Origin of the sequence: Natronorubrum marinum (assembly GCF_052040125.1) — an archaeon.
GTDB lineage: Archaea > Halobacteriota > Halobacteria > Halobacteriales > Natrialbaceae > Natronorubrum.
Window position 1 is genome coordinate 1 of the sequence record NZ_JBPPFV010000001.1, and the last position, 19,910, is coordinate 19,910.

Sequence of the window (19,910 nt, forward strand, 5' to 3'; positions counted from 1 at the left end):
AACTGGACTACACATACATTACGGTCAGTAACCACCGATTACGGTAGCTTGGACACGAGTCCAAGGCACGGAAGACATGGTCTTCCGATGTACAACGGTTCGAGTCCGTTGATCGGCGTCACGGCGGCCAGAGCGGCGGGGTTCCTCCCGTACCCATCCCGAACACGGAAGATAAGCCCGTCTGCGTATCGCGGAGTACTGGAGTGCGCGAGCCTCTGGGAAATGCGATTCGCCGCCTTCACTCATACTCGGCGATCCCTTCGGGATCGCCACGCACATCACCCACGGAGCCACAGCGCTGGCTCTGTGGGTTTTTTGCGTATGGACGACACAGTCGCCCAGCAACGATTGTGCCGTACCGCTATGCTTAAACGAACGCAGTGACAACAGCAAGACGCGCCAAGGTGGCAGAGTCCGGCCGAACGCAGCGGCCTGCAGAGCCGCCCACCGCCGGTTCAAATCCGGCCCTTGGCTTCTTGCTACGAGCAAACCCGCGAGCGGCAGAAACGTACCTGCGGTAAACCGAAAGTCTGCGCAAGGCAGTGCTCGAAGGTCGTTCAAATCCGACCGGCAGGTTTCCAATCGCTGTCACCGACAGCTTGCCGATCGAAGAGGGGTTCCGCGACAGGAAGGCGGTCCGATCGCGGTTGTGAACGACGCCCAGAAACGCTCGTGGTTTGAGAGAGCTACGCTCTCTCGTCACTAAGCGGGATCGCAGATCCTGCGAGGTCCGCAACCCCGAAGGGTTCGCTTGATCACGAAACGGCTTCTGCGTTTCGAACGACTTCGCTGCGCCTTTTTCGTTACTTCAAATCGCAGCCGCCGCTCTGCTTATCACGAATCGTTCCTTCCAGAAGCGGGCCGGGCGCGATTTGAACACGCGACCGTCTGGTTAAAAGCCAGACGCTCTGCCAGACTGAGCTACCGGCCCTGTAGTTGCTACTTCCGGAGAGTGATGGTTAAACGTTTCTTTCTGCATCAGGCAGTGGCCGTTCTGGTGCTATTTTCACGACAAATAGACGTGGTTTCTCGTTCCGATGCTACTCGAAGTAGTCTTCCAGTGCTTCGCTAACGATGGCACCGGGTTCAACGCCGTCGACCGAGGCTCGACGCCGGAGATCGCGATAGGTATCCGGGGTGAGCGTCAGCTCGAGTCGGCCGAGGGTAACGCCCTGGTCGATCAACGCCTGGTCGATCGAGACGTCGTCGTTGACGGCGCTCGCGACGCTGCGAACCTCGCGGACGGTGAGGTCCCCGTCGAGTGCGGCCCACGCGAGCAGGAGTCTGGCCTCGCCGCCGACGCGAGCGATGTGCTTGGCTGCGGTCGGCGCGATGCGGCCGAGTGCGACCTGTTTGCGGACCGAACGCGGGAGATCGTGGACGCGGGCCCACTTTCGAATGAACGAAACCGTCGCATCGCCGCCCGCGCGCTCGGCGGCGGCCTTGTACGACCCTTCGCCGCGAACGAGTGCGGCACAGGCGGCGGCGCCGCGGAGCATGTAGAGGTGGTCGTCGTTCGTCGAGCCGGCGGCGAACTGACGGACGGTTTCGGCGGCGTCGGCGAGACTGCCGGGATCGTCGGGATCGAACTGGACGGCCTCACGGGCACGCGTTCCAGTGACCGATTCGTCGCCCCGGATAACTGGTGCACCGACGGGAGACTCTCGGTCCGTCGGGATCGATCGACCGCTGTCACGACGGTTGGCGCCACGGTCGCCGGGCCGATTGTCGGTCATACCTTCGGTACGGGCTTCGAGGTCAAAAAAGTCGCTGCCATGGCGAATATCTCACTCGTCGCGCTGCTCGGCGAGATGCTCCCAGATTTCCGTACAGCCAGCACCCTCCTCGATGTCGTCGAGGTGGGCGTCGTCACGCTCCGCTTCGTCCTGCTCGTGCTCGGTCATCTCTGGTTTGCATTCGGCCGCGTCAGTCATGGATTCCCTTTCGAACGCCGAGGGCATAAGTACCGCTTCGTCTGCAAGCGATACCCGTGCTCGGTCTTATCGGTTAGTGCTGCCGCTATCGTTGACGCACTCGAGCATCGTTCGTGTCGGAACGGCTGTCGCAGATCGCCAGTACAGATCGATGACTTCGAAATGACCTATCGGTACTATCGTCGTATTCGGCTAGTGCCGTGGGTGGCGGGGAATCTGTAGGCATTCACTCGACATTTCGTACAGCTTCGAACTATGGTCTCTTTAGGGCCATGCCCACAGTTCTATCGGGGGAGCTCGAGCGAACGCTTCGTAACGCGGTTTCTCGTCGACGGACGACGGGAACCAGCGACGGCTCGTTTCAGGTCGAACGTCCAGTTTTGGCAATTTAGTATCGCCTGTCGAATGCCGTCAGTAGGGGTGAATCGCGTGAGAGATCGACCGTCGGTGTCCGAAGAGGGCGGTAGGCGAGGATCGTTACGCTCGATTTTATAGGCAAATGGTGCCGATACGCGGGGCGATGTTTAGTGTGGCATATCGAGGACAAACGGTGCTATCGCGACACCTGGGTAAGACATTGTCACGGGAACACGACGGGGCTCCAGTTTGGAGTCGGATTCGTGAGGGAGAATTGAATCGCGATCTGTGGCTGATGTGATAAGCCGAGCGCGTCACGGTGGATTGAGACCCGACCGTTTGCTCGTCGCGGGGCCTAAGTGATCCCGCCGCGAGCGTTGCAGTATGTCCGATCGACTGATGTCGGTAACCGCTTACACGACGTTGGATTACGTCGAGGCCAGAGCGAAGGGCCAAGAGTTCGAGTGGGAGTCGGTCGCCGTCGTGAACGCGACCGCCGACAGGGAGGAGCCCGATGCCGTCCACTTACAACTCGAGCTCGACAACCTCTCCGAGCGACATCTGCCCAAACACATGGAGGACCTCGAGTTGACGCCCGAGCAGGCGCGAGCGCTGGCGGCTGACCTCGAGAAACACGCTGACCGCGTAGCGAACGCGAGTACCGAGAACGACAGCGACGAAACCGGCACGTAGCCGCGCGTCGACGGCGCCTGCCGTCGCAGGCTGCCGATTCTTTCAGTTCCGTGGCGAACGATCCGCCGGTTCCACGATGAGTATGGATACGATTCAGGACCTGTTCGAGCACGGCCTCGAGGACATCTATCACGCCGAGCATCAGCTGTTGGACGCGCTCGAAGACCTCGAGGAAAACACCGAGCACGAGGACGTCGCCCGGGCGTTCGCCGACCACCGCGAGGAGACCGAGGGCCAGATCGAGCGCCTCGAGGAGGTGTTCGATCTCTTCGGCGAGCCACCCGAGAAAGAGGAGTGTGAGGGTATCGAAGGCCTGCTTCAGGAGTACGAGGAGTTCACGGCGGCGAACCCGAGCCAGGAAGTGATGGATTACCACAACATGGCCGCCGCGGAGAAGACCGAGCACTACGAAATCGCCGCGTACGGAAATCTGATTCCGCTTGCGGATCAGCTCGGGCTCGACGAGGGGGCCGACCTGCTCGAGGAGAATCTTCGGGAGGAACAGAACGCCCTCGAGAAACTGAAGGAGCTGGCCGAGCGGTTCGAGATGGACGCGATTCCGGCGGAGTAACCCACTCGTCCGAACGAAAACGCTGGCGGCGACGAACGTGCCGAGGCCGACAACGAAGCCGCCGACGCGTAATCGGTAACTGTCGTCTCGGCCGTCGATAACTGCGCGTGAGTTTTCGCCGATCAGTCCCCGGATCCCGCCGTCAGCACCCGAACACGGGTCCGTTTCGTACGAATCGATTCTGCCTCGAGCGGTCGCCCGTCGATTCCTTGACCGGCCGGTAACGCGCTGATAATTTCATGAGGTATGGTGGCAAGCACCAAATATATACGTAGCTGGACGTGGTGGGTTTTCCGGGTGATCCGAGGATGGCTGATGTCCCAACAAAGACGGCACGAGCGGAGTGGGGAACCCGGTTCGGGTTCCTGATGGCGATGATCGGCGCGATGGTGGGCGCCGGGAACATCTGGCGGTTCCCGTACGTGATGGGAGATAACGGGGGTGGCGCGTTCGTTCTCGCCTTCCTCGTTCTGTTGTTCCTCCTCGCGGTACCGGGGTTGATGGCCGAGGTTGCACTCGGCCGGTACACGAACAAGGGAGTCATCGGGGCCTTCCGTGAGGTCGTCGGGCGGGGCGGGATGGTCGGCTTCGGCGTCGTCGTTATTCTGGTAAACGTCGCGCTGATGTCGTACTACTCGCCGGTGATCGCCTGGACGCTGTACTACGCGGTTCACTCGCTGCTGTTTACGTTTACGGCGACCGGCTTCGAGGCCGAGGCGTTCATGAACGGGCTCTTCGCGAACTCGGCGCTGATGATCGGCCTCCACACGGTCGTGATGGGGTCGATCGCGGCGATTCTCGTTCTCGGCATCCGGCGCGGCGTCGAGCGAATCGTCGTCTACGCGGTGCCGGCGCTGGTGATCGCGCTCGTAGTGATGACGATTCGCGGACTGACGTTACCGGGGGCGAGCGAGGGGATCGCCTTCACCTTCGGCGTCCAGTGGGAGTACTTGACGTTCAGCGACACCTGGATCGCGGCGCTCGGCCAGGCGCTGTTCTCGACCGGCCTCGGCTGGGGGATCGCCCTGACCGTCGGGAGCTATCTGCGCGAGTACGACGACGTTCCGCTGGGCGGCGGCGTCTTCACGGCGATCGGCGAGTCCAGTATCGGCATTCTCGCCGCCCTCGCCATCTTCCCCATCGTCTTCGCGGTCGGGGTCGATCCCGACGCCGGGGCTGGCCTCGCGTTCGTCTCGCTGGTCCAGGTCTTCCCCGAGATTCCGCTGGGCGGGCTCGTCGCGATCCTGTTTTTCGTCGGCTTCTTCCTCGCGACGTTCACGTCCGGGCTGCTCATCACCGAAGTCAGCGTGACGACGGTGAGCGAGGAAACGCGATTCGATCGGACCCAGACGACGCTCGGAGTCTGTGGCGTGATCTGGCTGCTCGGTATTCCGAGCGCCTACTCCGTCGACGTTCTCGATTACCTCGACTTCGTCTTCGGGAACTGGGGACTGCCGCTCGCAGCGCTCGCCATCATCGGTATCATCGGCTGGGTCGCGGGGCCGAAACGGATCCGCATGCTCGCGGTCAACCGCAACGCCGGCATCTACGTTGGCTCCTGGTGGGATCCCGTGATCAAGTACGTCATTCCCGCGGTCATGCTCTTCATCATGGGCTACTTCGCCTGGGAGAACTACGGTACTCCGGAGATGATCGGCGGCATGCTCGTGATCGTCCTCTTCCCGATCATCGGCTACGCGGTCATGTCCGTCGTGGAGGGCCGGGGCGGTCAACCGGATACCGCGGAACTCCCCGGAGGTGACGACTGATGCTGGGCGGTCTCTCGGCCGAGGTGATCGGCATGCTCACGTTCACCCTGCTCGCGTTCTGGGGCGTCGCCGGATGGGCGCTCGTCCGGACGCTGCGCCAAGAGGGGCGGAAAGTCGAGATCCTCGAGCACCAGGATCGGATGGACACCTACTCGCCGAAGGCGCTCGCGGAGTTGCGCGAGTGGGTCGAGGCCAACCCCGACGATCCGCTGGCCGACGAGGTCCGCGAACGGCACAACGAGTGCGTCGAGGTCCTCGAGCGGACCGACAGGCGCTTTTACGACTGGTCGGACGCGGAGGTCGAGCGACTCGAGCGAGTCTGATCGACGGATCGGGTTCGTCGCGTCCGATCGGTCTCGACTTCGACGCTAGTTCTTTTACCGTGCCGCCACTACCGGCAGGTGTGACACGGCCGGCTTCCGGAGTGCCTCACGACGACAGCGGTCCCTCGATTCGCCCCGCCGAGCGCGCCGACCTGCTCGCGGTTACCCGTATCGAGAACGAGTCGTTCGCCCAGCCCTGGCCGTACGACGCGTTCGACCGGTTTCTGGGCGAACCGGGCTTTCTTATCGCCCTCGAGGGAGGCGAGGTCGCGGGCTACATCGTCGCCGACGTCGCGCAGAACTTCGGCCGAGACCTCGGCCACGTGAAGGATATCGCCGTCCACCCGGACCACCGCGGCACGGGCGTCGGCAGCCTGTTACTCTCCCGGGCGCTCGCGGTGCTCACCGCCCACGGGGCCGATTCGGTCAAACTCGAGGTTCGCCGCTCGAACGACGGTGCGAAGCGCCTCTACCGGCAGTTCGGCTTCGAGCCGTTGCGGTTCGTCCCCGACTACTACGGCGACGACGAGGACGCGATCGTGATGATCCGTAAACTCGGCTGATCGTCGCTCGTCGGCTCTCGCCGTGTCGGTTACGTGCTGGATCTCGCTCTTCCGTCGTGGCTGTAGCCGCGGGACGCGGACGTTTTATCGCGCGCGCTCGTAGGGCCGGGCATGGGATACGCTTGCCCCGTCTGCGGCGCCGAACAGGCCGACGCGGCGCATCTCGCGAATCACCTCGCGATCACCGCGTCGCTCGGTCGAGAGGATCACCGCGAGTGGCTCGAGGAGTACGCCCCCGACTGGGGCGACTGTTCGCCCGAGGAGTTGGGCGAGCGCGTCAGTTCGCACGCCCCGGAGATCGAGACGCCCGACTTCGAGAGCGCGAGCCACGGTCACGACCACGGTCGACCGGAGGGTCTCGAGGGGGGGATCGCCCAGCAGAGCCGCCAGCCCGGTCGCGGATCGCTGACGGCCGAAGCCGAGGACGTCCTGCAGGAGGCCCGGGAACTAACGAAGCAGATGCAGGAAACGGGCGATGCGGACGACGATACCGAGGGCAACGAGCCCGAGGACGTGGACGACGCAGCCGAGAGCGGAAACGAAAACGCGTAACTGCCCGTCGGTCGTTCGTTCGAGTATGCACACGGTGGGGACGTTCAGCTTCGAGTCGGCGGCGGACGTACGCGAACAGTACGACGACGTCGGTCCTGCGGCCCAGACCGTCGTCCGCGAGGTCGCGAAGGGCATGGCGTTCGACCGCGAGGAGTACGCCGACCGCGTCTCGAGCGAGGTCATCGAGACCGCCCGCGACGCCCTCTTCGCGAGTTTGCTCGCGGTTCGCGTCGGCACGCGAGAGGAGTTCGACGACTGGCGGGAGTCCTACGACGGCGAGGTCTCGGTCGCCGGCCACGAGAACGTCGAGAACGTCGTCTGGCACGTCGGCCCCGAGGGCGAGGCCGCTGCCGCCACGTTCCAGAACGAGGAGGACGCAGCGATTGCGACGCTTCGTCGGCAGGCGTTCGGGCAACTGTATCGGGACCTCCTGTAGTCGCTCGAGCCGAGTTCATTCCGGTCGGGTTCTTCGTGCCGTCAGTCGTGACTATCTGTGTAACTGTCCGGCGAACCGATACGATAATATATTCGTGAATACTATCCAACACCTATTGCGATGCCCTCCGTACAGGACTTTCGCGACGGTCTGGCCGACGAGTCGCTACGGACGGCGATCCTCGCTGGTCTCGCGGCGGTACCGTTTGTCGTGTTTTTCTCTTGGGAGGCGGTGATCGACGACGTCGTCGTTCTCGGCGGGTCGATCTCGTTCTGGGTGCTGGCGTTAGCGGCGGTGTACGTCGGCTACCGCTACAGCGATCACGAAACCTCGACTCGCCGCGCCGGTTTCTGGACCGGGCTCGCCGGTTCGCTCGGAACGGTACTGGTCTACGTCGCCAACACGATCACGACGATCCAGTCGCTCTCGCCCCGTTGGGCCGTCATTACCATTGTCGCGACGCCGTTCGTCGCCGCTTTGGGCGTCGGGATCACCGCCCTGTTGACCATGCTCATCGCACAGTTCGTCGGCTGGGTAACGACGCGGCTCGCTCGAGACCGTCGACGTTCGACTCGGTCGGGGGCCGACGAACACGTCACCGCGTCGCGGTGGTGGCTCCCCGTCGCCGCGTACGCGGTTCTAGCCCCGGTCGTGTTTGGCTCTCTGTTCTGGCAGATCTGGGCAGCGTCTGGTGATGTCTGGTTGGTCGTCTCGCTGGTGGGTACCATCGGGTTGTTTGGTCTCTCGACCGTCGCCCTCGTCAGCCTCTTCGTCGACGCGACCGCTCCGCGGGACGAAGGCGCGGACTGGGTCCCGAACGCGCTCTTGTACGCGGGGGTTCCGCTTGGGGCGTACGCGCTCGCTCATCTAATGGCCTCCCTCTGGATGCTGGAGAACCCGCCCGGCTACGGGATGTACGCGTTCCTCGGCGCGCTCTGGCTCACGTCGGTCGTCTATCTTACCCACCGACACCGGTACGTCGGAACGCTGTCACACCACTTCGCGTAGCGACGCTCTCGGTCGGTCGCCCGCAGAACGGCAGCTATTCCCTCCTCGAGACCGACACCTCCTCCCAATGACGGCACCCGAGGAGTGGGACCTTCGCGAGGCGGTCACCGAGTACGAAACTGGCTGGTACGACGGCGGTTACGACCTGCTCGAGCAGCCCAACGGAATCGAGAAGCGCTACTACTGGGCCGACCTGCCGCCGGCGGTCGTCGTGGTCGCCCGGATCGATGGCACCCTCGCCGCGTCCGTCGACGGTGACGAGACCGAAACCGACGACGGGAGGGTTGCCAACGGCGGCAGCGACGGCGACCATCTCCTCTTCGTCGAGCAGTATCGGCCGGCGATCCGCGAAACGCACCTCGAACTTCCCGCGGGCATCGTCGAGGGCGGCGAATCCTACACCCGCGCGGCCGCCCGCGAACTCGAGGAGGAAACCGGATTCATCCCCTCGAGCACCGCGCTCCTCCAGGAGTACGCGGTTGCAACGGGCGTGCTCCGACACGACCGCGGTATCGTCTACGCCGAGGGGCTCGAGCCCGGCGAGCGCGAGTTGGACAACAACGAGTTCCTCGAGGTGACGACGGTGCCGGTCGAGGCGGCCCTCGAGCGCGCTCGCGAGCAGCCGGCGAACGACTCGACGGTCTCGGCGCTGTTGCTGGCGAAAGAGGACGGATTACTCTGATTTGGGGCGACTTGCGCCGAGACCGGAGGATATCAATCTCCGGACGATCGCCTCTGCGAAAGCGGTGCGCATCACCGTTGTGTGATGTAAAGATTGATGTGAATATATCAGAACCGACACAGTATGCCCTCCAGACGGGAACTACTCGGTATTGCTGGGAGTGTTGCGGTAGGATGCACACTGGCGGGATGTCTTTCTGACTTGGATCTCGTTTCGGCCGAACTAGTCCAACTACAAGCGGTCACTGTCGAATGGAGGCACGAAGGCCGGACATACAGCGATCAGCTCCTCCAACTCCATTTCGATGGCGCACGTGAGATAACTGGCCGAGTTGCAGCAGAGTACACGCAACTCGTCTCTTCACCGGGGGAGATTACGGTTTCCGAGGCGGTTCGAGACGAGTTAGAACGGGAGTTTCGCGACGTTCGCTACGGAATCGGCCTCTGCGGCGAGGATCTCGGGTCAGATGACGAGTACGGCTGTCGTAACGCACCAACGTCCAGAGAGGATTTCAATACGATCCAGTTCGGTGATCAGGCTGAAGCGACGATCGCCGATAACCGTATTACTCTGCAAGAGATCAACGATAACGATATCGACGACTGGACTGTGGATATTTCCGAATTCGACTGGGACGACTTGCATGCGGGACACGGCCAGTAACGAGTACGCGTCCAGACGTATCCCGACGGAGCGGCTTAAAAGGACGAATATCGCTATTTCGAGCCGAGACCGAACGGGAGACGACTGCGTTCGCGGCCGCCGGCGTCCTCGAGCGGTCGCTCTTCTGCTTCGACGCTCGCAGCGAGTGCCAATCCCACGACGGCTAGCATGATGATCGCGCCGCCGAGGAGCGTCACGGGTGTGAGACCGCCCATCGAGAGGCCGATCACGAAGACGACGGTGCCGACGAGTTGCAGGGCGAACACCCCTTCGAAGGGAATCGATTCACGGTTCATACGGAACTAGAAGCGCTCTGCGTAAATAACGGATTCATACGAACGGACAGTATCTCCGCCGGACTGGCTGGTTCGCCGCCCCGTCACCGCCGTTCGCTGGTGGTCGACGGGTGGTTCCGTCCACGAGAATCGACCCATGGGCTTATTCTGTCCGAGTTCCAACCCGCCAGTAATGGACGGCGAAATCTCCCCCGACGAGGTCAAGGACCTCCTCGAGGACGATGCCGACGTACGTATCGTGGACATTCGCGACGCACAGAGCTTCACGCACAGCCATATCCCCGATAGCGAGAACGTTCCGTTCCACGAACTGACGAGTCGGATCGAGGAGTTCGAGGACGCAGCACACATCGTCACGGTCTGTCCCCACGGCAAGGCCAGCGTGCAGGCGGCCCAGCTTATCGGCTCCTACGAGGGCACCGCGGACGCTCGCGTCGAGAGCATGGCCGGCGGGCTCGAGAAGTACGGGATGAAGCACGGTCTCGCCCGGGCCGAAGAGGAGACGGACGAGTCCGCGAACGCGGAATCTCCGTTCTGAACGCTCGACTCGATCGTCGGATCCCGAACCGGGATCGGGAACCGCTCGAGTCGTCCGTACATCGTTCGCCGACGGCTCGATTTCGAGTTCCGTCCCGTCGACCGACCGCACCGCTGCTCGGTCGCTGTCGGCTGAAAATGAACCACAATCGCTGTGAGGCGATTCGCGAGTCGATCGTGACGCTCGGAAGTCGTCTCAGATCATCGCGGGCATTAAGCGACGTTGAAGCCGCGGTCCCGAAGGAACTCTTCGATACGGCCCCTGTGATTGCCTTGCAGTTCGATCTGGCCGTCTTCGACGGTTCCCCCGCAGGCGAACTTGGACTTCAAGTCCGACGAGAGACTGTCTAAGTCGACGTCCTTCGGATCGAATCCTTCGACGATCGTTACCTCTTTACCGTATCTGCGCTCGTCAATGCGGATGTTGAGTTGCTGTTGTCCCTTGGCCACGTCTTCGCAGACGCAGAGTTCCTCGGGCAGCCCGCACGTCGAGCAGACTTCCGACATTACGTTGCATGCTACGAAACGGCCATATTAAACACTATCGGGACCTGCATGCCCTCGCGTGGTTCTTTTTGAGTCGGACGAGGGTTGATTCGAGCCTCCGTTGGTCGTCGACCGCCGAACGGACCCGGGGTACCGCTCTCAGGGCCGCCACGGAGCAGATCGAGATCGACGCTACTGACGGGGGCGACGGATCGAGACGACATCGATGCTACCGGCGACCGACGATCGGGAGGCGCGCTCGAGCGAGGTCGTCGACGAGTTCGATCGTCTCGTCGGCCTCGCTTCGACTGACGCCGCCGCCGTAGAGCGCGCGCTCGTACCGATCGACGACGGTCGCGACCTGCTGATCGACGTCTCGATCCGGATCGGACGACAACGCCTCGAGGTAGCTGCGAGCGGATTCCGAGCGCTCGCGCGGCCGGTACTCGCGGGCGAGTACACGCTCGAGTCGTCGGTAGGCGCGTTCGGTATCGCGGTCGGGGTCGTCGGTCCGTCGCTGCCAGTAACAGCCGACGGTTCGCCGAACGCGGTCGGTCGCGCCGGTGCGGTGGACGCCGGCGAGGGCCCCGACGAGCGCGATCAGGCCGATCGCGGCCGCCTCGCGCGAAACGGACAGCAGCGAGACGACGGTGCTCCAGAGACCGCTGTCGCCTTCGCTCGACCCGGCCTCGTCGTCGGACGAGTCGGTATCGCTTCCGTTCGATCCGGACTCGTTCTCGCCCGACTCCGTATCGGTACCGTTCGATCCATTCGTTTCGGTATCGGTCTCGTCCCGATCGGAATCCCCGTCGTTCGACTCGCCCTCGTCGGTGTCGGGATCGTCCGGATTCCCGTCGCTGGACTCCTCGTCGCTGATCGGCACGTCCTGACTCGAGTCGGTGTCGACGTTCTCCGCGCCGTCCGAGCGGGCCTGTTCGACGCTCTCGGAGTGGGCGGCGTCGCGCGGACCCGGCGGCGTCGGCTCGAAGGCGACCCAGCCGTGGTCGGGGAAGTAGACCTCGACCCAGGCGTGGGCGTCGGTGCCGCGGACGACGTACTCGTCGTCGTCGACCTGCTGGCCGCTCGTGTAGCCGGTGACGTAGCGGGCCGGTACGTCCTCCGCGCGCAGCATCTGGGTCATCGCCGTCGCGAAGTAGACGCAGTAGCCCTCGTCCATCTCGAGCAGGAACGCCTCGGCGACGTTGCCGTCGGGGCGGTCGACCTCGAGCGAGTAGCCCTTCGTCGAGCGGAGGTGGCCCTCGATGGCGACCGCCTTGTCGTACGGAGTGTCGGCGTCGGCGGTGATCTCGGCGGTCCGCTCCTCGAACTCGCTCGAGGTGCTCTCGGGCGTCTGGAGGTAATCTCCCTCGAGGATCGGCCGCGGATAGTTCGTCCCCGCGGCGCGGAGTTCGGTCGTGCTGGGATCGACGATCGCGCTCTCGACGGCGTAGCTGTCCCCCTCGATTACGGACGTCGTCGGGTGGAACTGCCCGTGCGCGCTGACCTCGGTGTGCTGGGCCAGATCACCTTCGATGGCGAGTGGCTGCCCTGCGGCCGGCAAGACGCCGAGGTTAGTCTCGGCGGTGACGATCTGTTGGATCCGCTCGTACTCGCCGGGCGGTTCCTGGAGAGAGCCGTCGTAGGCGCTGGCGTCGCCCGTTCGGACCCACTCGTCACCGGCGAAGCGGTCGTAGACGCCCGTTCGCCAGTAGGCTCCCCGTTCGGACTCGACGGTGAACCGCACCTCCGGCGAGAGATCGACGGAGCCGCCGATCCCCGAGCGCTCGGAGGAGTAGTCGATCGCGCCCTCGAGCGTGGTGGGATCGCCGCCGGAGAGGTGGGCCGAGGAGCCCGAACTGTCGGGGACGAACGTGACCGACAGCGAGAGGACGATGATCAGCGCGAAGGAGACGGCGAGCAGGTCGGCCTGGGCGACGGAGCCGCCGCGTCGCTCGAGTTCGCCGAAGCCGATGGCGCCGACCGCGGCCAGCGTCCCGAGCAGCGTGACCGTCGTTCCGGCGTCGCCGGTCAGGACGAGAAAGAGCAGCGCGAAGCCGCCGGGGATCACGGCGAGTGCGTACCGGCTTCGAACGGCGAGATACCACGAGAGGAAGACGGGCGCGGGGACGAACGCGAGCGTCCAGACGCCGGCTTCGACCATTCGAAGTAGCGGGAGTCCGGCCACGAGCGTGATCGTATCCGTGAGAATCGCGTCGCTCGCGGAGAACGCGACGTCGACGCCGGTGATCTCGAGGTAGTAACCGAAGCCGACCGCGCCGGCGACGAGCGCGGCGACGACCGCCGTTCGGGGGCGAATCGTCCAGGCGAGCACCGTCGCGACGACGATCATCGCCCCGACGAGGGCGAACAGCGACTGGGTGCCGCCGACGACGCGGGTCACCTCGCGCAGCACGCTCACGTACGAGGCCGTCATGACCAGCACACATCCCAGCGCGAGCAGCCGGAACGTGTCGGGGCCGATCGAGCCGTTCAGGCCGAGATCCGCCGTTCGATCGCCGGCGTGGGACTCCGAGTTCGTGCTCACGTTACCACCGCCGATCCGCCGTCGTATCGCGTGCGAGTGGTTTCGCTCGTCGAATCGGGTCGTCCGTTCCCGCGACGATCACCGACGAGTCGATCGAACGGGATCGATCGGCCGTCCACGACGACCGTCGTTCCGTCGTCGCCGGCCCGAACGACGATATCCGCCGCCCGGCGTTGCTCATCCTCGAGCTCGCCCGCCTCGAGGACGGCGAACGCCGACAGGAGGGTGTGGCGGTGGGCCGATCCCGCTCCCGAGGGATAGTCGCCGTTGGGGGCGGTCACGCCGACGCTGACGTCGGCCTCGAGCAGGTGGGTCGCGACGCTCGCGACGGCCGTCGCCAGTTCGTCGTCCCGGCCGGGGGCACACTCCGCGGCGATCGTCGCGGAGCCTGCCTCCTCGTCGGCGGCGTACTCCGTGACGACCAAATCCGCGTCGGGCCGTTTGGCGGCGGACTTCCAGTGGACGTCGCGCAGCGAGTCGCCGCGCTGGTACTCCCGTAGGTGGTCGAACTCCTCGCGGTCGCCGCGTTCGCGCTCGATGAACGTCCGGAGGTCGCTCCCGGGATCGGTTCGGAGCTCGTGAACGCGCGGATAGACGAGTAGCGACGTCGTTTCCGCGTAGTCGAACCGCCGCCTGAACAGTCCGAAGACGTCGGTGACGGTGATCGTCAGCGGCCCGAGTCGATGGTCTCCCCGTCGCGCGAGTCGCACCGCGTACTCGAATCGGTCGTCGCCCTCGAGGGTCGTCGTCGCGGTGGGTGCGCCGCTCTCGTCGATTCCGGTTTCGGCTCCACTGACCGACTCGATGGCAGTAACCGCAGCTCCCTCGCCGACGGCGTCACGAACGGTCGCCGAGACGGCCGACGCGCTCTCGAGCGTGAGCTCGACCGTCCGGCGGTCGTCGACGAATCCCGGCGAGACGGGGGCGCGTCTCACCTCGGGCCGTGTGGCTCGAACGGTCGTCAGCGCACCGACGACGAGCACGACCAGCAGGGGCGTCACGACGGCGTTCAGCGCGCGCGGACCGAACTCCCACGCCATCGCGAACGAGAGCGCGACGACGGCGACGGCAGTCCAGCCGCGAATCGTCGGTCGCATCTGTTACTCCACGGAGACGCGCTCGAGGGCGTTCGAGACCACGGTCTCGCCGTCGCGGTCGTGATCGGTCGTCCTGATCCGGTGTGGGAGGACGACGGGCGCTTCGGTCTGGAGGTCGTCCGGAATCACGTAGTTGCGACCGTCGGTGGCGGCTCGGGCCTGTGCGGCCCGCAGGAGCGCGATCGTTCCGCGGGGGCTGACGCCGATGTGTGCGTGCTCGCGGGTGTAGCCCGCCAGTCGCGTCGCGTACTCCCGAACCGGCTCTTCGACGCGTATCTGTGCGACGGTCTCGCGGGCGGCGACGACCGTCTCGAGGTCGGTCACCGGCTCGAGGCTCTCGATCGGGTGGTGGCCGACCGTGCGGCCCAGCATCTCGGCTTCCTCCTCGGGCTCGGGGTAGCCCAACCGGAGTTTCTTCATGAATCGGTCGAGTTCGGCGAACGGCAGGTCGTAGGTCCGGTTCGGCTCGATCGCGTTCTGCGTCGCGATCACGGTGAAGGGGTCGGGCAGGTCGCGGGTCGTTCCGTCGACGGTGACCTGCGCTTCCTCCATGGCCTCGAGCAGCGCGGACTGGGTCTTCGGCGGGGCGCGGTTGATCTCGTCGCCCAGGACGATGTTGCCGAAGACGGGGCCGCGCTGGAACTCGAACTCGCGGCTCTGCTGGTTGAAGACGTTCACCCCGGTGACGTCGGCGGGGAGGAGATCGGGGGTGAACTGGACCCGACGGAACGTACAGTCGATGGACGTCGCGATCGACCGGGCAAGCATCGTCTTGCCGACGCCGGGAACGTCGTCGAGCAGGACGTGGCCGCGGCCGAGCATGGCGGTGACGACGTGTTCGATCGCCTCCTCGTGGCCCACGATCACGTCGGCGACGTTCGCCTCGATCTCGGCACAGAGGTCGGCGACTGTCGAGACGTCGAGGGCCGCTCGATCCAAGCTTGCGGTCTGCGTCGGCGGGTTCACGTCAGTCATGGTTCGTACACGTAGGGAAAGCGGGGACCGGTCGAACCTCTCATCAGTACGTCAGTAGTGGCTCCGGACCATAGGCTTTGCGTCACGTTGCCCGAATGTCAGCTGCCGCTGCTCCATTCTGACCCACCGTTCGTCGTCGCTGCTCCGCTCTCGGCGGTCCGGCTCGGCTCGAGCGGTGTCCGGTTCGGGGTTGCCGTTGCTAGCCACGTAACAATCAGAGAACGATACCACTCCGCGAATTCGCCTTACAGGCGTTCGAGGTTCGTCGCTCGCGGGCCTTTCTCGGCCTCCTCGATGTCGAACTCGACCTCCTGTCCCTCCTCGAGATCAGGACCGCCGACGTCTTCCATGTGGAAGAACACGTCGTCGTCTGCGTCGTCGGTTTCGATGAATCCATAGCCGCCAGTGTCGTTGAAGAAGTCGACCGTACCTTTCGCCATTGCAAGTGTATTAATCCGCGACAGAGATATAAAGCTTCGGGAGTACGCTCGCAGGCACCTTCGAAAAAACTCGGTTACACTCGCTGAGGGTGCCGATTACCAGGGTTTGCACGCTGGACAGACGAAATCGCCTTCGTCACGCCAGACGCGCTCGGTTTCGGTCTCGCACCGACTGCAGGTGTACGTTCCCCACGCGTACGTCGAGCGTGCGGTTTCGCCGTCCGCGTCCGCGTTACGCGTTTCGCGGACGCTGTCGTCGGTCGTCTCGCCGTCGACTGGCTCTCCGTCGTCGTTACCGTCATTCGGCGCTCGTTCGCCCGTCTCGACCTCGGTCGTCGAATTCGAGTCCGATCGCTGCTCGTCGGGATCGCCGTCAGTCGCCTCGTCCGAATCGAAGTCCGAGAGCGTCGCGTCGTCGGTCACGCTCGAGGGTACGGCCGGCGATGGCTTATAGTGTCGTGACCGTTCGCGAGAGTCGTCGGAGCCGTCCGACCCAGTACGCCGTCGGCTGCCAGCGGTTCGTCTCTCACTGCGCTCAAGTGCCAGCGACGCCGGTAGCGACCGTTCCGGCAGCGGTCCTTCCGCCACGATGGACCGGCACGGCCAAGTAGGATCGGTGACAACCCCCGCACATGGACACCGTCACACCGATGAACGTGATCGTCGACAACATCATCGAGATGAACGAGCTCTTCACCGACGTCGCAATGGGCGACGGACTCGCCCCGCTGCTCGTCCTCGTCGGGACGCTTCTGGTCGTCTTCACGCTCGGCGTCTTCGGCGTGCTCACCCTCGGCGCCATCGGTAGCCTCTTCTCCTCGAGTTCGAGCTAACGCTCTGGCCGACCGAATTCTCACTCGGATCGTCGACCTTCGACGCTGTCGAGCGCCTCGCTCGCCCGTCGGACCGCATCCTCGAGATCCGGTCCGAGCGGGGAGCCGACGACGATGCCGTCGACGTGCTCGAGGGCGGCTTCGAACCGGCCCGCGACGGTCTCGGTCGTCCCCGCGATACAGAAGGCGTCGATCATTGCCGGCGTAACGTGACCGAACGCCTCGTGCAGGTCGCCCCGCTCCAACGCCTCGCTCACCGCGCTCGCGGCCTCGCGGTCGATACCGTGGCGCTCGAGAACGGGCTCGGCCGCCCCGCCGGTGATGAACGCGACGGGCGGTCGGGCCGCCTCGCGGGCCTCGGTTTCGTCCCCGGCGACGCTGACGCTGGCGAACGCGAGCGACTCGAAGGGGCCGTACTCCTCGGGGCGCTCCTCGAGCCCCTGCTCGATTTCGCCCGCGGCCCACTCGAGGTCCCGGGGATGAGCGGCGTTGATCAGCACGCCGTCGGCGTGTTTCGCGCTCATTCGGAGCATGTGCGGGCCCTGCGCGCCGACGTAGGTCGGAATCTCCGCCGAGGCCGGATCGATGTTGAGCGACGCGTCGCGCGCGGTGAACGTCCCCTCGTGGGTCACCGTCTGGCCGTCCCAGAGGTCCTGCGCGAGTTTGAACGTCTCGAGGACGCGCCGGAGGGGGCTGTCGCGCTCGATTCCGAGGTTCGCGAGCGAGGACCGATCCCCGGCTCCGACGCCGAAGACGGCTCGGCCGTCGCTCACTTCGTCGATCGTCGCCGTCTGTGCGGCGAGTTTCACGGGGTGGCTCTCGTAGGGGTTGACGACGCCCGGTCCGAGGCGAATTTCGTCGGTGGCGTCGGCCATCCGCGAGAGTGCGACGAACGGATCGCGGTTGAAGTAGTGACTGCTCGCGAAGGCGATATCGAACCCCTCGCTCTCCGCCAGCGCCGCCAGCTCGGCGACGCGCTCCGTGGGGTGTTCGGGTGTCAGTTCGATGGCTCGGGTGGGGCCGTCGGTCGGTGTGGTGTGTTCGGTCATCAGTCGTCGAACCTCCATTCTCGCAGCGCCTGCCGGACGAGGTCGTCCTCGACCGCTCTGAACAACTCGTCGCTGCCCTCGTGATCGCCGAACTCCCAGTCGCGGACGACGACCGCGGGCGTCCCGCCGGCTCCCTCGCCCGTGACGAGGTTCGCGGCCGAGGAGAGTTCGTCGACCACGGACTGGACGGTGACGCCGAGTTCGTGGCCGTCCCGGTCGAGTTCGCCCCGCCAGTCCCGGCTCGCGGGCATCCCCGCCCAGCCGAGGGCGACGCCGCGCTGGCCGTGACGGAACGGTCGCCCGCAGGTGTCGGTCACGATGACGGCGACGTCTTCGATCCCGCGCTCTGTGAGCCCCGAGCGAATCCGATCGGCGCTCTCGGCCGGCTTCTTCGGCAGCAACAGGATATCGTGATCCGGCACGTTCGAGCGATCGATCCCCGCGTTGACGCAGATGTGGCCGAACCGCGTCTCGGTCAGCAGGAACGGACAGTCGATCAACAGCTCCGTGCTCTCCTCCAAGACGGCCTGTGCGAATCGCGGATCCTTTTCCTCGCCCGCAACGTCGGCGATTCGGTCGGCAATCTCCTGGGCTCGGCCGCTGACGGGGTAGTCCTCGAGGTTCGCCACTCGGCCCTCCGTCTTCGAGACGATGGTGCTCGCGACGGTGAGCACGTCGCCGGGCTCGAGGGATGCCCGATCCGCGACGAGTTCGGCGATGTCGTCGCCGGGACGGATCTCGGGCAGATCCGCCACTGGGTCGAGTTCCATACCGAAGGGTGGGCCAGCGGCGTCAAAAACGCACCGTCACCGGAGAATGGAGCCACTGTCGGGGACTCGAGTTATCGTCTTGAGACTGGCGTTGAGTCGATACAGTTTATTGATCAGTATAGGCGATTCACAGAACAATTGTTTTCAAACGTTCTTTTGATTTGATTTGATTTATCCAACTGCTACATGTCTACGTCTTCGAGAACAGTCCCGTCGTTGTTCATGATACGAAGTTCGCCATTTCTACATGAGCAAGCTGGCCCCCTTTTAGTCCAAATTATCCGTATTTCGCCGTCAGGGTCAAAATGTACTGCAAGAGCAGTTCCACAGTTATTACACACCGCTACTGCCTTCTGTATTTCAGTATTACCAGCCATCTCTACTGAAGCTTAGGAGGCAACGGCTCTTATGTCCCTGACATTTTCATTAACTCACTGTGTTTTGATTAACTGGGAGAATCAATCTACGTTCAGTTTGCGTCTGTAGCGAGTCCACTGTGTCGGCAAAAATGGCGATTGAATCGAGTGTAGAAGCGAAAAAGAGGTATTCAGGACCGGTTTAGCCGAGAACGTATCGGAGTTTCGGGTACGTCTTGACGAGCGTCTGGCTGCCGACTCGCAGGTTCTCGATGTAGCGGTCCGCGCCGAGGATCCGTCCGGCTCCGAAGGCCGCGAGGGCCAGGAACAGGACGGCGTAGATCAGCGTCGAGTCGAACAGCGCGAGCCACTGGCCTTCCCAGCCGCCGAGGTAGAAGGCGAACATCTGTAACGCGCCGCCGAAGGCAGCCAATCGGAGCAGGCCGCCGACGATCAGCGCGACGCCGATCAGTATCTGGGTCGCCGGCACGACGACGTTGATGATCTCCATCAGGGCCGCGTTCCCCGCCATCGCGGCGTAGAGCCCGCTGACGGGGCTGGCCGGATCGACGCCGTGGACCAGGAAGCCGCTCGCGTCGAACGGCTCGCCGCTGACGAACGCTAGCTTTCCGAGGCCGGCGAACAGTATCATGCCGCCCAGCAGGAATCGCAGGGCGACGACGAACCACGCCGACAGCGCGTGGGGGCGGCCTTCGAGTTTGATTCCAGCGTAGCGGCTTTCGAGTGCGTTTTCGGTGGTAGTGGACATGATCGGTCAGCTCCTTATATTTGATAGAAGGGTGGCAACTCCTTTGAACGAATACCCATCTTCCCACCGTACGGGAACACATCTAGTACGCTAACACCACTCTCGTTTCCGATATGAACAGGGTACGCTCGATCCGGTTCGACTTCAGAAAGCACGATCGATCAGATCGCTCTCTTTCTCAGAACCGCGGTACTCGAGTCCGGCCG

At 64.2% G+C, this 19,910-nt stretch carries 24 protein-coding genes, 2 tRNA genes and 1 rRNA gene; 14 read left to right on the top strand and 13 right to left on the bottom strand.

The window, feature by feature from the left end; translation table 11 throughout:
* Positions 1-119 precede the first annotated feature (119 nt).
* Positions 120-241, top strand: a 5S ribosomal RNA gene (gene rrf / locus ACSFC5_RS00005).
* Between the two features lie 157 nt (positions 242-398).
* A tRNA-Cys gene (locus tag ACSFC5_RS00010) sits at positions 399-474 on the top strand.
* Between the two features lie 383 nt (positions 475-857).
* Here ACSFC5_RS00010 and ACSFC5_RS00015 read toward each other — a convergent pair.
* From ACSFC5_RS00015 to ACSFC5_RS00025, 3 genes are all read right to left on the bottom strand, one after another.
* Positions 858-931, bottom strand: a tRNA-Lys gene (locus ACSFC5_RS00015).
* 109 nt (positions 932-1,040) lie between these two features.
* Complete coding sequence (locus ACSFC5_RS00020) at positions 1,041-1,736, bottom strand: DUF7119 family protein (RefSeq protein ID WP_440763229.1); 696 nt, start codon at positions 1,734-1,736, stop codon at positions 1,041-1,043.
* Positions 1,737-1,787: 51 nt separating this feature from the next.
* Entirely contained in the window at positions 1,788-1,934 is a 147-nt protein-coding gene (locus tag ACSFC5_RS00025) for a DUF8595 family protein (RefSeq protein ID WP_440763230.1), read from the bottom strand.
* Positions 1,935-2,675: 741 nt separating this feature from the next.
* Here ACSFC5_RS00025 and ACSFC5_RS00030 point away from each other — a divergent pair.
* The 10 genes from ACSFC5_RS00030 to ACSFC5_RS00075 all read left to right on the top strand — a co-directional run bounded on the left by ACSFC5_RS00030 (position 2,676) and on the right by ACSFC5_RS00075 (position 9,551).
* Positions 2,676-2,984, top strand: coding sequence for a DUF6360 family protein (locus ACSFC5_RS00030; protein WP_440763231.1), 309 nt, complete (start codon positions 2,676-2,678; stop codon positions 2,982-2,984).
* A 76-nt stretch (positions 2,985-3,060) separates the two neighbouring features.
* Positions 3,061-3,555: a ferritin-like domain-containing protein gene (locus ACSFC5_RS00035; protein WP_440763232.1), complete on the top strand. Its 495-nt coding sequence runs from the start codon at positions 3,061-3,063 to the stop codon at positions 3,553-3,555.
* A gap of 308 nt (positions 3,556-3,863) precedes the next feature.
* The gene (locus ACSFC5_RS00040) at positions 3,864-5,324 is read left to right on the top strand and encodes a sodium-dependent transporter (RefSeq protein ID WP_440763233.1); all 1,461 of its coding nucleotides are present in this window, start codon (positions 3,864-3,866) and stop codon (positions 5,322-5,324) included.
* On the top strand, positions 5,324-5,647 hold the full coding sequence (locus tag ACSFC5_RS00045) for a DUF8026 family protein (protein WP_440763234.1): 324 nt from the start codon (positions 5,324-5,326) through the stop codon (positions 5,645-5,647). Before ACSFC5_RS00040 ends, ACSFC5_RS00045 begins: the two co-directional genes overlap by 1 nt.
* 80 nt (positions 5,648-5,727) lie before the next feature.
* On the top strand, positions 5,728-6,210 hold the full coding sequence (gene rimI / locus ACSFC5_RS00050) for a ribosomal protein S18-alanine N-acetyltransferase (RefSeq protein ID WP_440763235.1): 483 nt from the start codon (positions 5,728-5,730) through the stop codon (positions 6,208-6,210).
* 111 nt (positions 6,211-6,321) lie between these two features.
* Positions 6,322-6,762 (top strand): DUF5810 domain-containing protein, encoded by a 441-nt coding sequence (locus tag ACSFC5_RS00055; RefSeq protein ID WP_440763236.1) that lies wholly within the window; start codon positions 6,322-6,324, stop codon positions 6,760-6,762.
* A 25-nt stretch (positions 6,763-6,787) separates the two neighbouring features.
* The gene (locus tag ACSFC5_RS00060) at positions 6,788-7,198 is read left to right on the top strand and encodes a DUF5809 family protein (protein WP_440763237.1); all 411 of its coding nucleotides are present in this window, start codon (positions 6,788-6,790) and stop codon (positions 7,196-7,198) included.
* 120 nt (positions 7,199-7,318) lie between these two features.
* On the top strand, positions 7,319-8,206 hold the full coding sequence (locus ACSFC5_RS00065; RefSeq protein WP_440763238.1) for a hypothetical protein: 888 nt from the start codon (positions 7,319-7,321) through the stop codon (positions 8,204-8,206).
* 67 nt (positions 8,207-8,273) lie between these two features.
* Positions 8,274-8,888 (top strand): NUDIX hydrolase, encoded by a 615-nt coding sequence (locus ACSFC5_RS00070; protein WP_440763239.1) that lies wholly within the window; start codon positions 8,274-8,276, stop codon positions 8,886-8,888.
* 123 nt (positions 8,889-9,011) lie between these two features.
* Complete coding sequence (locus ACSFC5_RS00075; RefSeq protein WP_440763240.1) at positions 9,012-9,551, top strand: hypothetical protein; 540 nt, start codon at positions 9,012-9,014, stop codon at positions 9,549-9,551.
* 53 nt (positions 9,552-9,604) lie between these two features.
* Here ACSFC5_RS00075 and ACSFC5_RS00080 read toward each other — a convergent pair whose 3' ends face one another.
* The gene (locus ACSFC5_RS00080) at positions 9,605-9,847 is read right to left on the bottom strand and encodes a hypothetical protein (RefSeq protein ID WP_440763241.1); all 243 of its coding nucleotides are present in this window, start codon (positions 9,845-9,847) and stop codon (positions 9,605-9,607) included.
* A 172-nt stretch (positions 9,848-10,019) separates the two neighbouring features.
* Here ACSFC5_RS00080 and ACSFC5_RS00085 point away from each other — a divergent pair, with 172 nt between their 5' ends.
* Complete coding sequence (locus ACSFC5_RS00085; protein WP_440763242.1) at positions 10,020-10,385, top strand: rhodanese-like domain-containing protein; 366 nt, start codon at positions 10,020-10,022, stop codon at positions 10,383-10,385.
* 212 nt (positions 10,386-10,597) lie between these two features.
* Here the strand turns inward: ACSFC5_RS00085 and yciH are convergent, their stop codons facing one another.
* The 6 genes from yciH to ACSFC5_RS00115 form a co-directional block, all read right to left on the bottom strand.
* Entirely contained in the window at positions 10,598-10,891 is a 294-nt protein-coding gene (yciH, locus tag ACSFC5_RS00090; RefSeq protein ID WP_006088627.1) for a stress response translation initiation inhibitor YciH, read from the bottom strand.
* A 208-nt stretch (positions 10,892-11,099) separates the two neighbouring features.
* Positions 11,100-13,415, bottom strand: a complete 2,316-nt coding sequence (locus ACSFC5_RS00095; protein WP_440763243.1) for a transglutaminase TgpA family protein — start codon at positions 13,413-13,415, stop codon at positions 11,100-11,102.
* The gene (locus ACSFC5_RS00100) at positions 13,412-14,512 is read right to left on the bottom strand and encodes a DUF58 domain-containing protein (RefSeq protein WP_440763244.1); all 1,101 of its coding nucleotides are present in this window, start codon (positions 14,510-14,512) and stop codon (positions 13,412-13,414) included. Before ACSFC5_RS00100 ends, ACSFC5_RS00095 begins: the two co-directional genes overlap by 4 nt.
* 3 nt (positions 14,513-14,515) lie before the next feature.
* Positions 14,516-15,487 carry an AAA family ATPase gene (locus ACSFC5_RS00105; protein ID WP_440763245.1) on the bottom strand — a complete coding sequence of 324 codons (972 nt, stop codon included), beginning with the start codon at positions 15,485-15,487 and terminating at the stop codon, positions 14,516-14,518.
* 245 nt (positions 15,488-15,732) lie between these two features.
* Positions 15,733-15,927 (bottom strand): cold-shock protein, encoded by a 195-nt coding sequence (locus ACSFC5_RS00110; RefSeq protein ID WP_006088631.1) that lies wholly within the window; start codon positions 15,925-15,927, stop codon positions 15,733-15,735.
* 96 nt (positions 15,928-16,023) lie between these two features.
* Positions 16,024-16,350 carry a DUF7573 domain-containing protein gene (locus ACSFC5_RS00115; protein WP_440763246.1) on the bottom strand — a complete coding sequence of 109 codons (327 nt, stop codon included), beginning with the start codon at positions 16,348-16,350 and terminating at the stop codon, positions 16,024-16,026.
* A 209-nt stretch (positions 16,351-16,559) separates the two neighbouring features.
* On the opposite strand from ACSFC5_RS00115, the gene ACSFC5_RS00120 reads away from it, so the two are divergent.
* Entirely contained in the window at positions 16,560-16,760 is a 201-nt protein-coding gene (locus ACSFC5_RS00120; protein ID WP_440763247.1) for a DUF8024 family protein, read from the top strand.
* A 20-nt stretch (positions 16,761-16,780) separates the two neighbouring features.
* Here ACSFC5_RS00120 and ACSFC5_RS00125 read toward each other — a convergent pair whose 3' ends face one another.
* The 3 genes from ACSFC5_RS00125 to ACSFC5_RS00135 form a co-directional block, all read right to left on the bottom strand.
* Entirely contained in the window at positions 16,781-17,809 is a 1,029-nt protein-coding gene (locus tag ACSFC5_RS00125) for a 5,10-methylenetetrahydromethanopterin reductase (RefSeq protein ID WP_440763248.1), read from the bottom strand.
* The gene (locus ACSFC5_RS00130; RefSeq protein ID WP_440763249.1) at positions 17,809-18,579 is read right to left on the bottom strand and encodes a coenzyme F420-0:L-glutamate ligase; all 771 of its coding nucleotides are present in this window, start codon (positions 18,577-18,579) and stop codon (positions 17,809-17,811) included. The genes ACSFC5_RS00125 and ACSFC5_RS00130 overlap by 1 nt, the downstream gene beginning before the upstream one ends.
* A gap of 558 nt (positions 18,580-19,137) precedes the next feature.
* Positions 19,138-19,704, bottom strand: a complete 567-nt coding sequence (locus ACSFC5_RS00135; RefSeq protein ID WP_440763250.1) for a DoxX family protein — start codon at positions 19,702-19,704, stop codon at positions 19,138-19,140.
* Positions 19,705-19,910 lie beyond the last annotated feature (206 nt).

What these genes read in the sequence shown, in the direction of transcription:
- ACSFC5_RS00020 (WP_440763229.1), bottom strand. Translation starts at nt 1,736, where the DNA reads ATGACCGACAATCGGCCCGGCGACCGTGGCGCCAACCGTCGTGACAGC.
- ACSFC5_RS00025 (WP_440763230.1), bottom strand. Translation starts at nt 1,934, where the DNA reads ATGACTGACGCGGCCGAATGCAAACCAGAGATGACCGAGCACGAGCAG.
- ACSFC5_RS00030 (WP_440763231.1), top strand. Translation starts at nt 2,676, where the DNA reads ATGTCCGATCGACTGATGTCGGTAACCGCTTACACGACGTTGGATTAC.
- ACSFC5_RS00035 (WP_440763232.1), top strand. Translation starts at nt 3,061, where the DNA reads ATGAGTATGGATACGATTCAGGACCTGTTCGAGCACGGCCTCGAGGAC.
- ACSFC5_RS00040 (WP_440763233.1), top strand. Translation starts at nt 3,864, where the DNA reads ATGGCTGATGTCCCAACAAAGACGGCACGAGCGGAGTGGGGAACCCGG.
- ACSFC5_RS00045 (WP_440763234.1), top strand. Translation starts at nt 5,324, where the DNA reads ATGCTGGGCGGTCTCTCGGCCGAGGTGATCGGCATGCTCACGTTCACC.
- ACSFC5_RS00055 (WP_440763236.1), top strand. Translation starts at nt 6,322, where the DNA reads ATGGGATACGCTTGCCCCGTCTGCGGCGCCGAACAGGCCGACGCGGCG.
- ACSFC5_RS00060 (WP_440763237.1), top strand. Translation starts at nt 6,788, where the DNA reads ATGCACACGGTGGGGACGTTCAGCTTCGAGTCGGCGGCGGACGTACGC.
- ACSFC5_RS00065 (WP_440763238.1), top strand. Translation starts at nt 7,319, where the DNA reads ATGCCCTCCGTACAGGACTTTCGCGACGGTCTGGCCGACGAGTCGCTA.
- ACSFC5_RS00070 (WP_440763239.1), top strand. Translation starts at nt 8,274, where the DNA reads ATGACGGCACCCGAGGAGTGGGACCTTCGCGAGGCGGTCACCGAGTAC.
- ACSFC5_RS00075 (WP_440763240.1), top strand. Translation starts at nt 9,012, where the DNA reads ATGCCCTCCAGACGGGAACTACTCGGTATTGCTGGGAGTGTTGCGGTA.
- ACSFC5_RS00080 (WP_440763241.1), bottom strand. Translation starts at nt 9,847, where the DNA reads ATGAACCGTGAATCGATTCCCTTCGAAGGGGTGTTCGCCCTGCAACTC.
- ACSFC5_RS00085 (WP_440763242.1), top strand. Translation starts at nt 10,020, where the DNA reads ATGGACGGCGAAATCTCCCCCGACGAGGTCAAGGACCTCCTCGAGGAC.
- yciH (WP_006088627.1), bottom strand. Translation starts at nt 10,891, where the DNA reads ATGTCGGAAGTCTGCTCGACGTGCGGGCTGCCCGAGGAACTCTGCGTC.
- ACSFC5_RS00100 (WP_440763244.1), bottom strand. Translation starts at nt 14,512, where the DNA reads ATGCGACCGACGATTCGCGGCTGGACTGCCGTCGCCGTCGTCGCGCTC.
- ACSFC5_RS00105 (WP_440763245.1), bottom strand. Translation starts at nt 15,487, where the DNA reads ATGACTGACGTGAACCCGCCGACGCAGACCGCAAGCTTGGATCGAGCG.
- ACSFC5_RS00110 (WP_006088631.1), bottom strand. Translation starts at nt 15,927, where the DNA reads ATGGCGAAAGGTACGGTCGACTTCTTCAACGACACTGGCGGCTATGGA.
- ACSFC5_RS00120 (WP_440763247.1), top strand. Translation starts at nt 16,560, where the DNA reads ATGGACACCGTCACACCGATGAACGTGATCGTCGACAACATCATCGAG.
- ACSFC5_RS00125 (WP_440763248.1), bottom strand. Translation starts at nt 17,809, where the DNA reads ATGACCGAACACACCACACCGACCGACGGCCCCACCCGAGCCATCGAA.
- ACSFC5_RS00130 (WP_440763249.1), bottom strand. Translation starts at nt 18,579, where the DNA reads ATGGAACTCGACCCAGTGGCGGATCTGCCCGAGATCCGTCCCGGCGAC.
- ACSFC5_RS00135 (WP_440763250.1), bottom strand. Translation starts at nt 19,704, where the DNA reads ATGTCCACTACCACCGAAAACGCACTCGAAAGCCGCTACGCTGGAATC.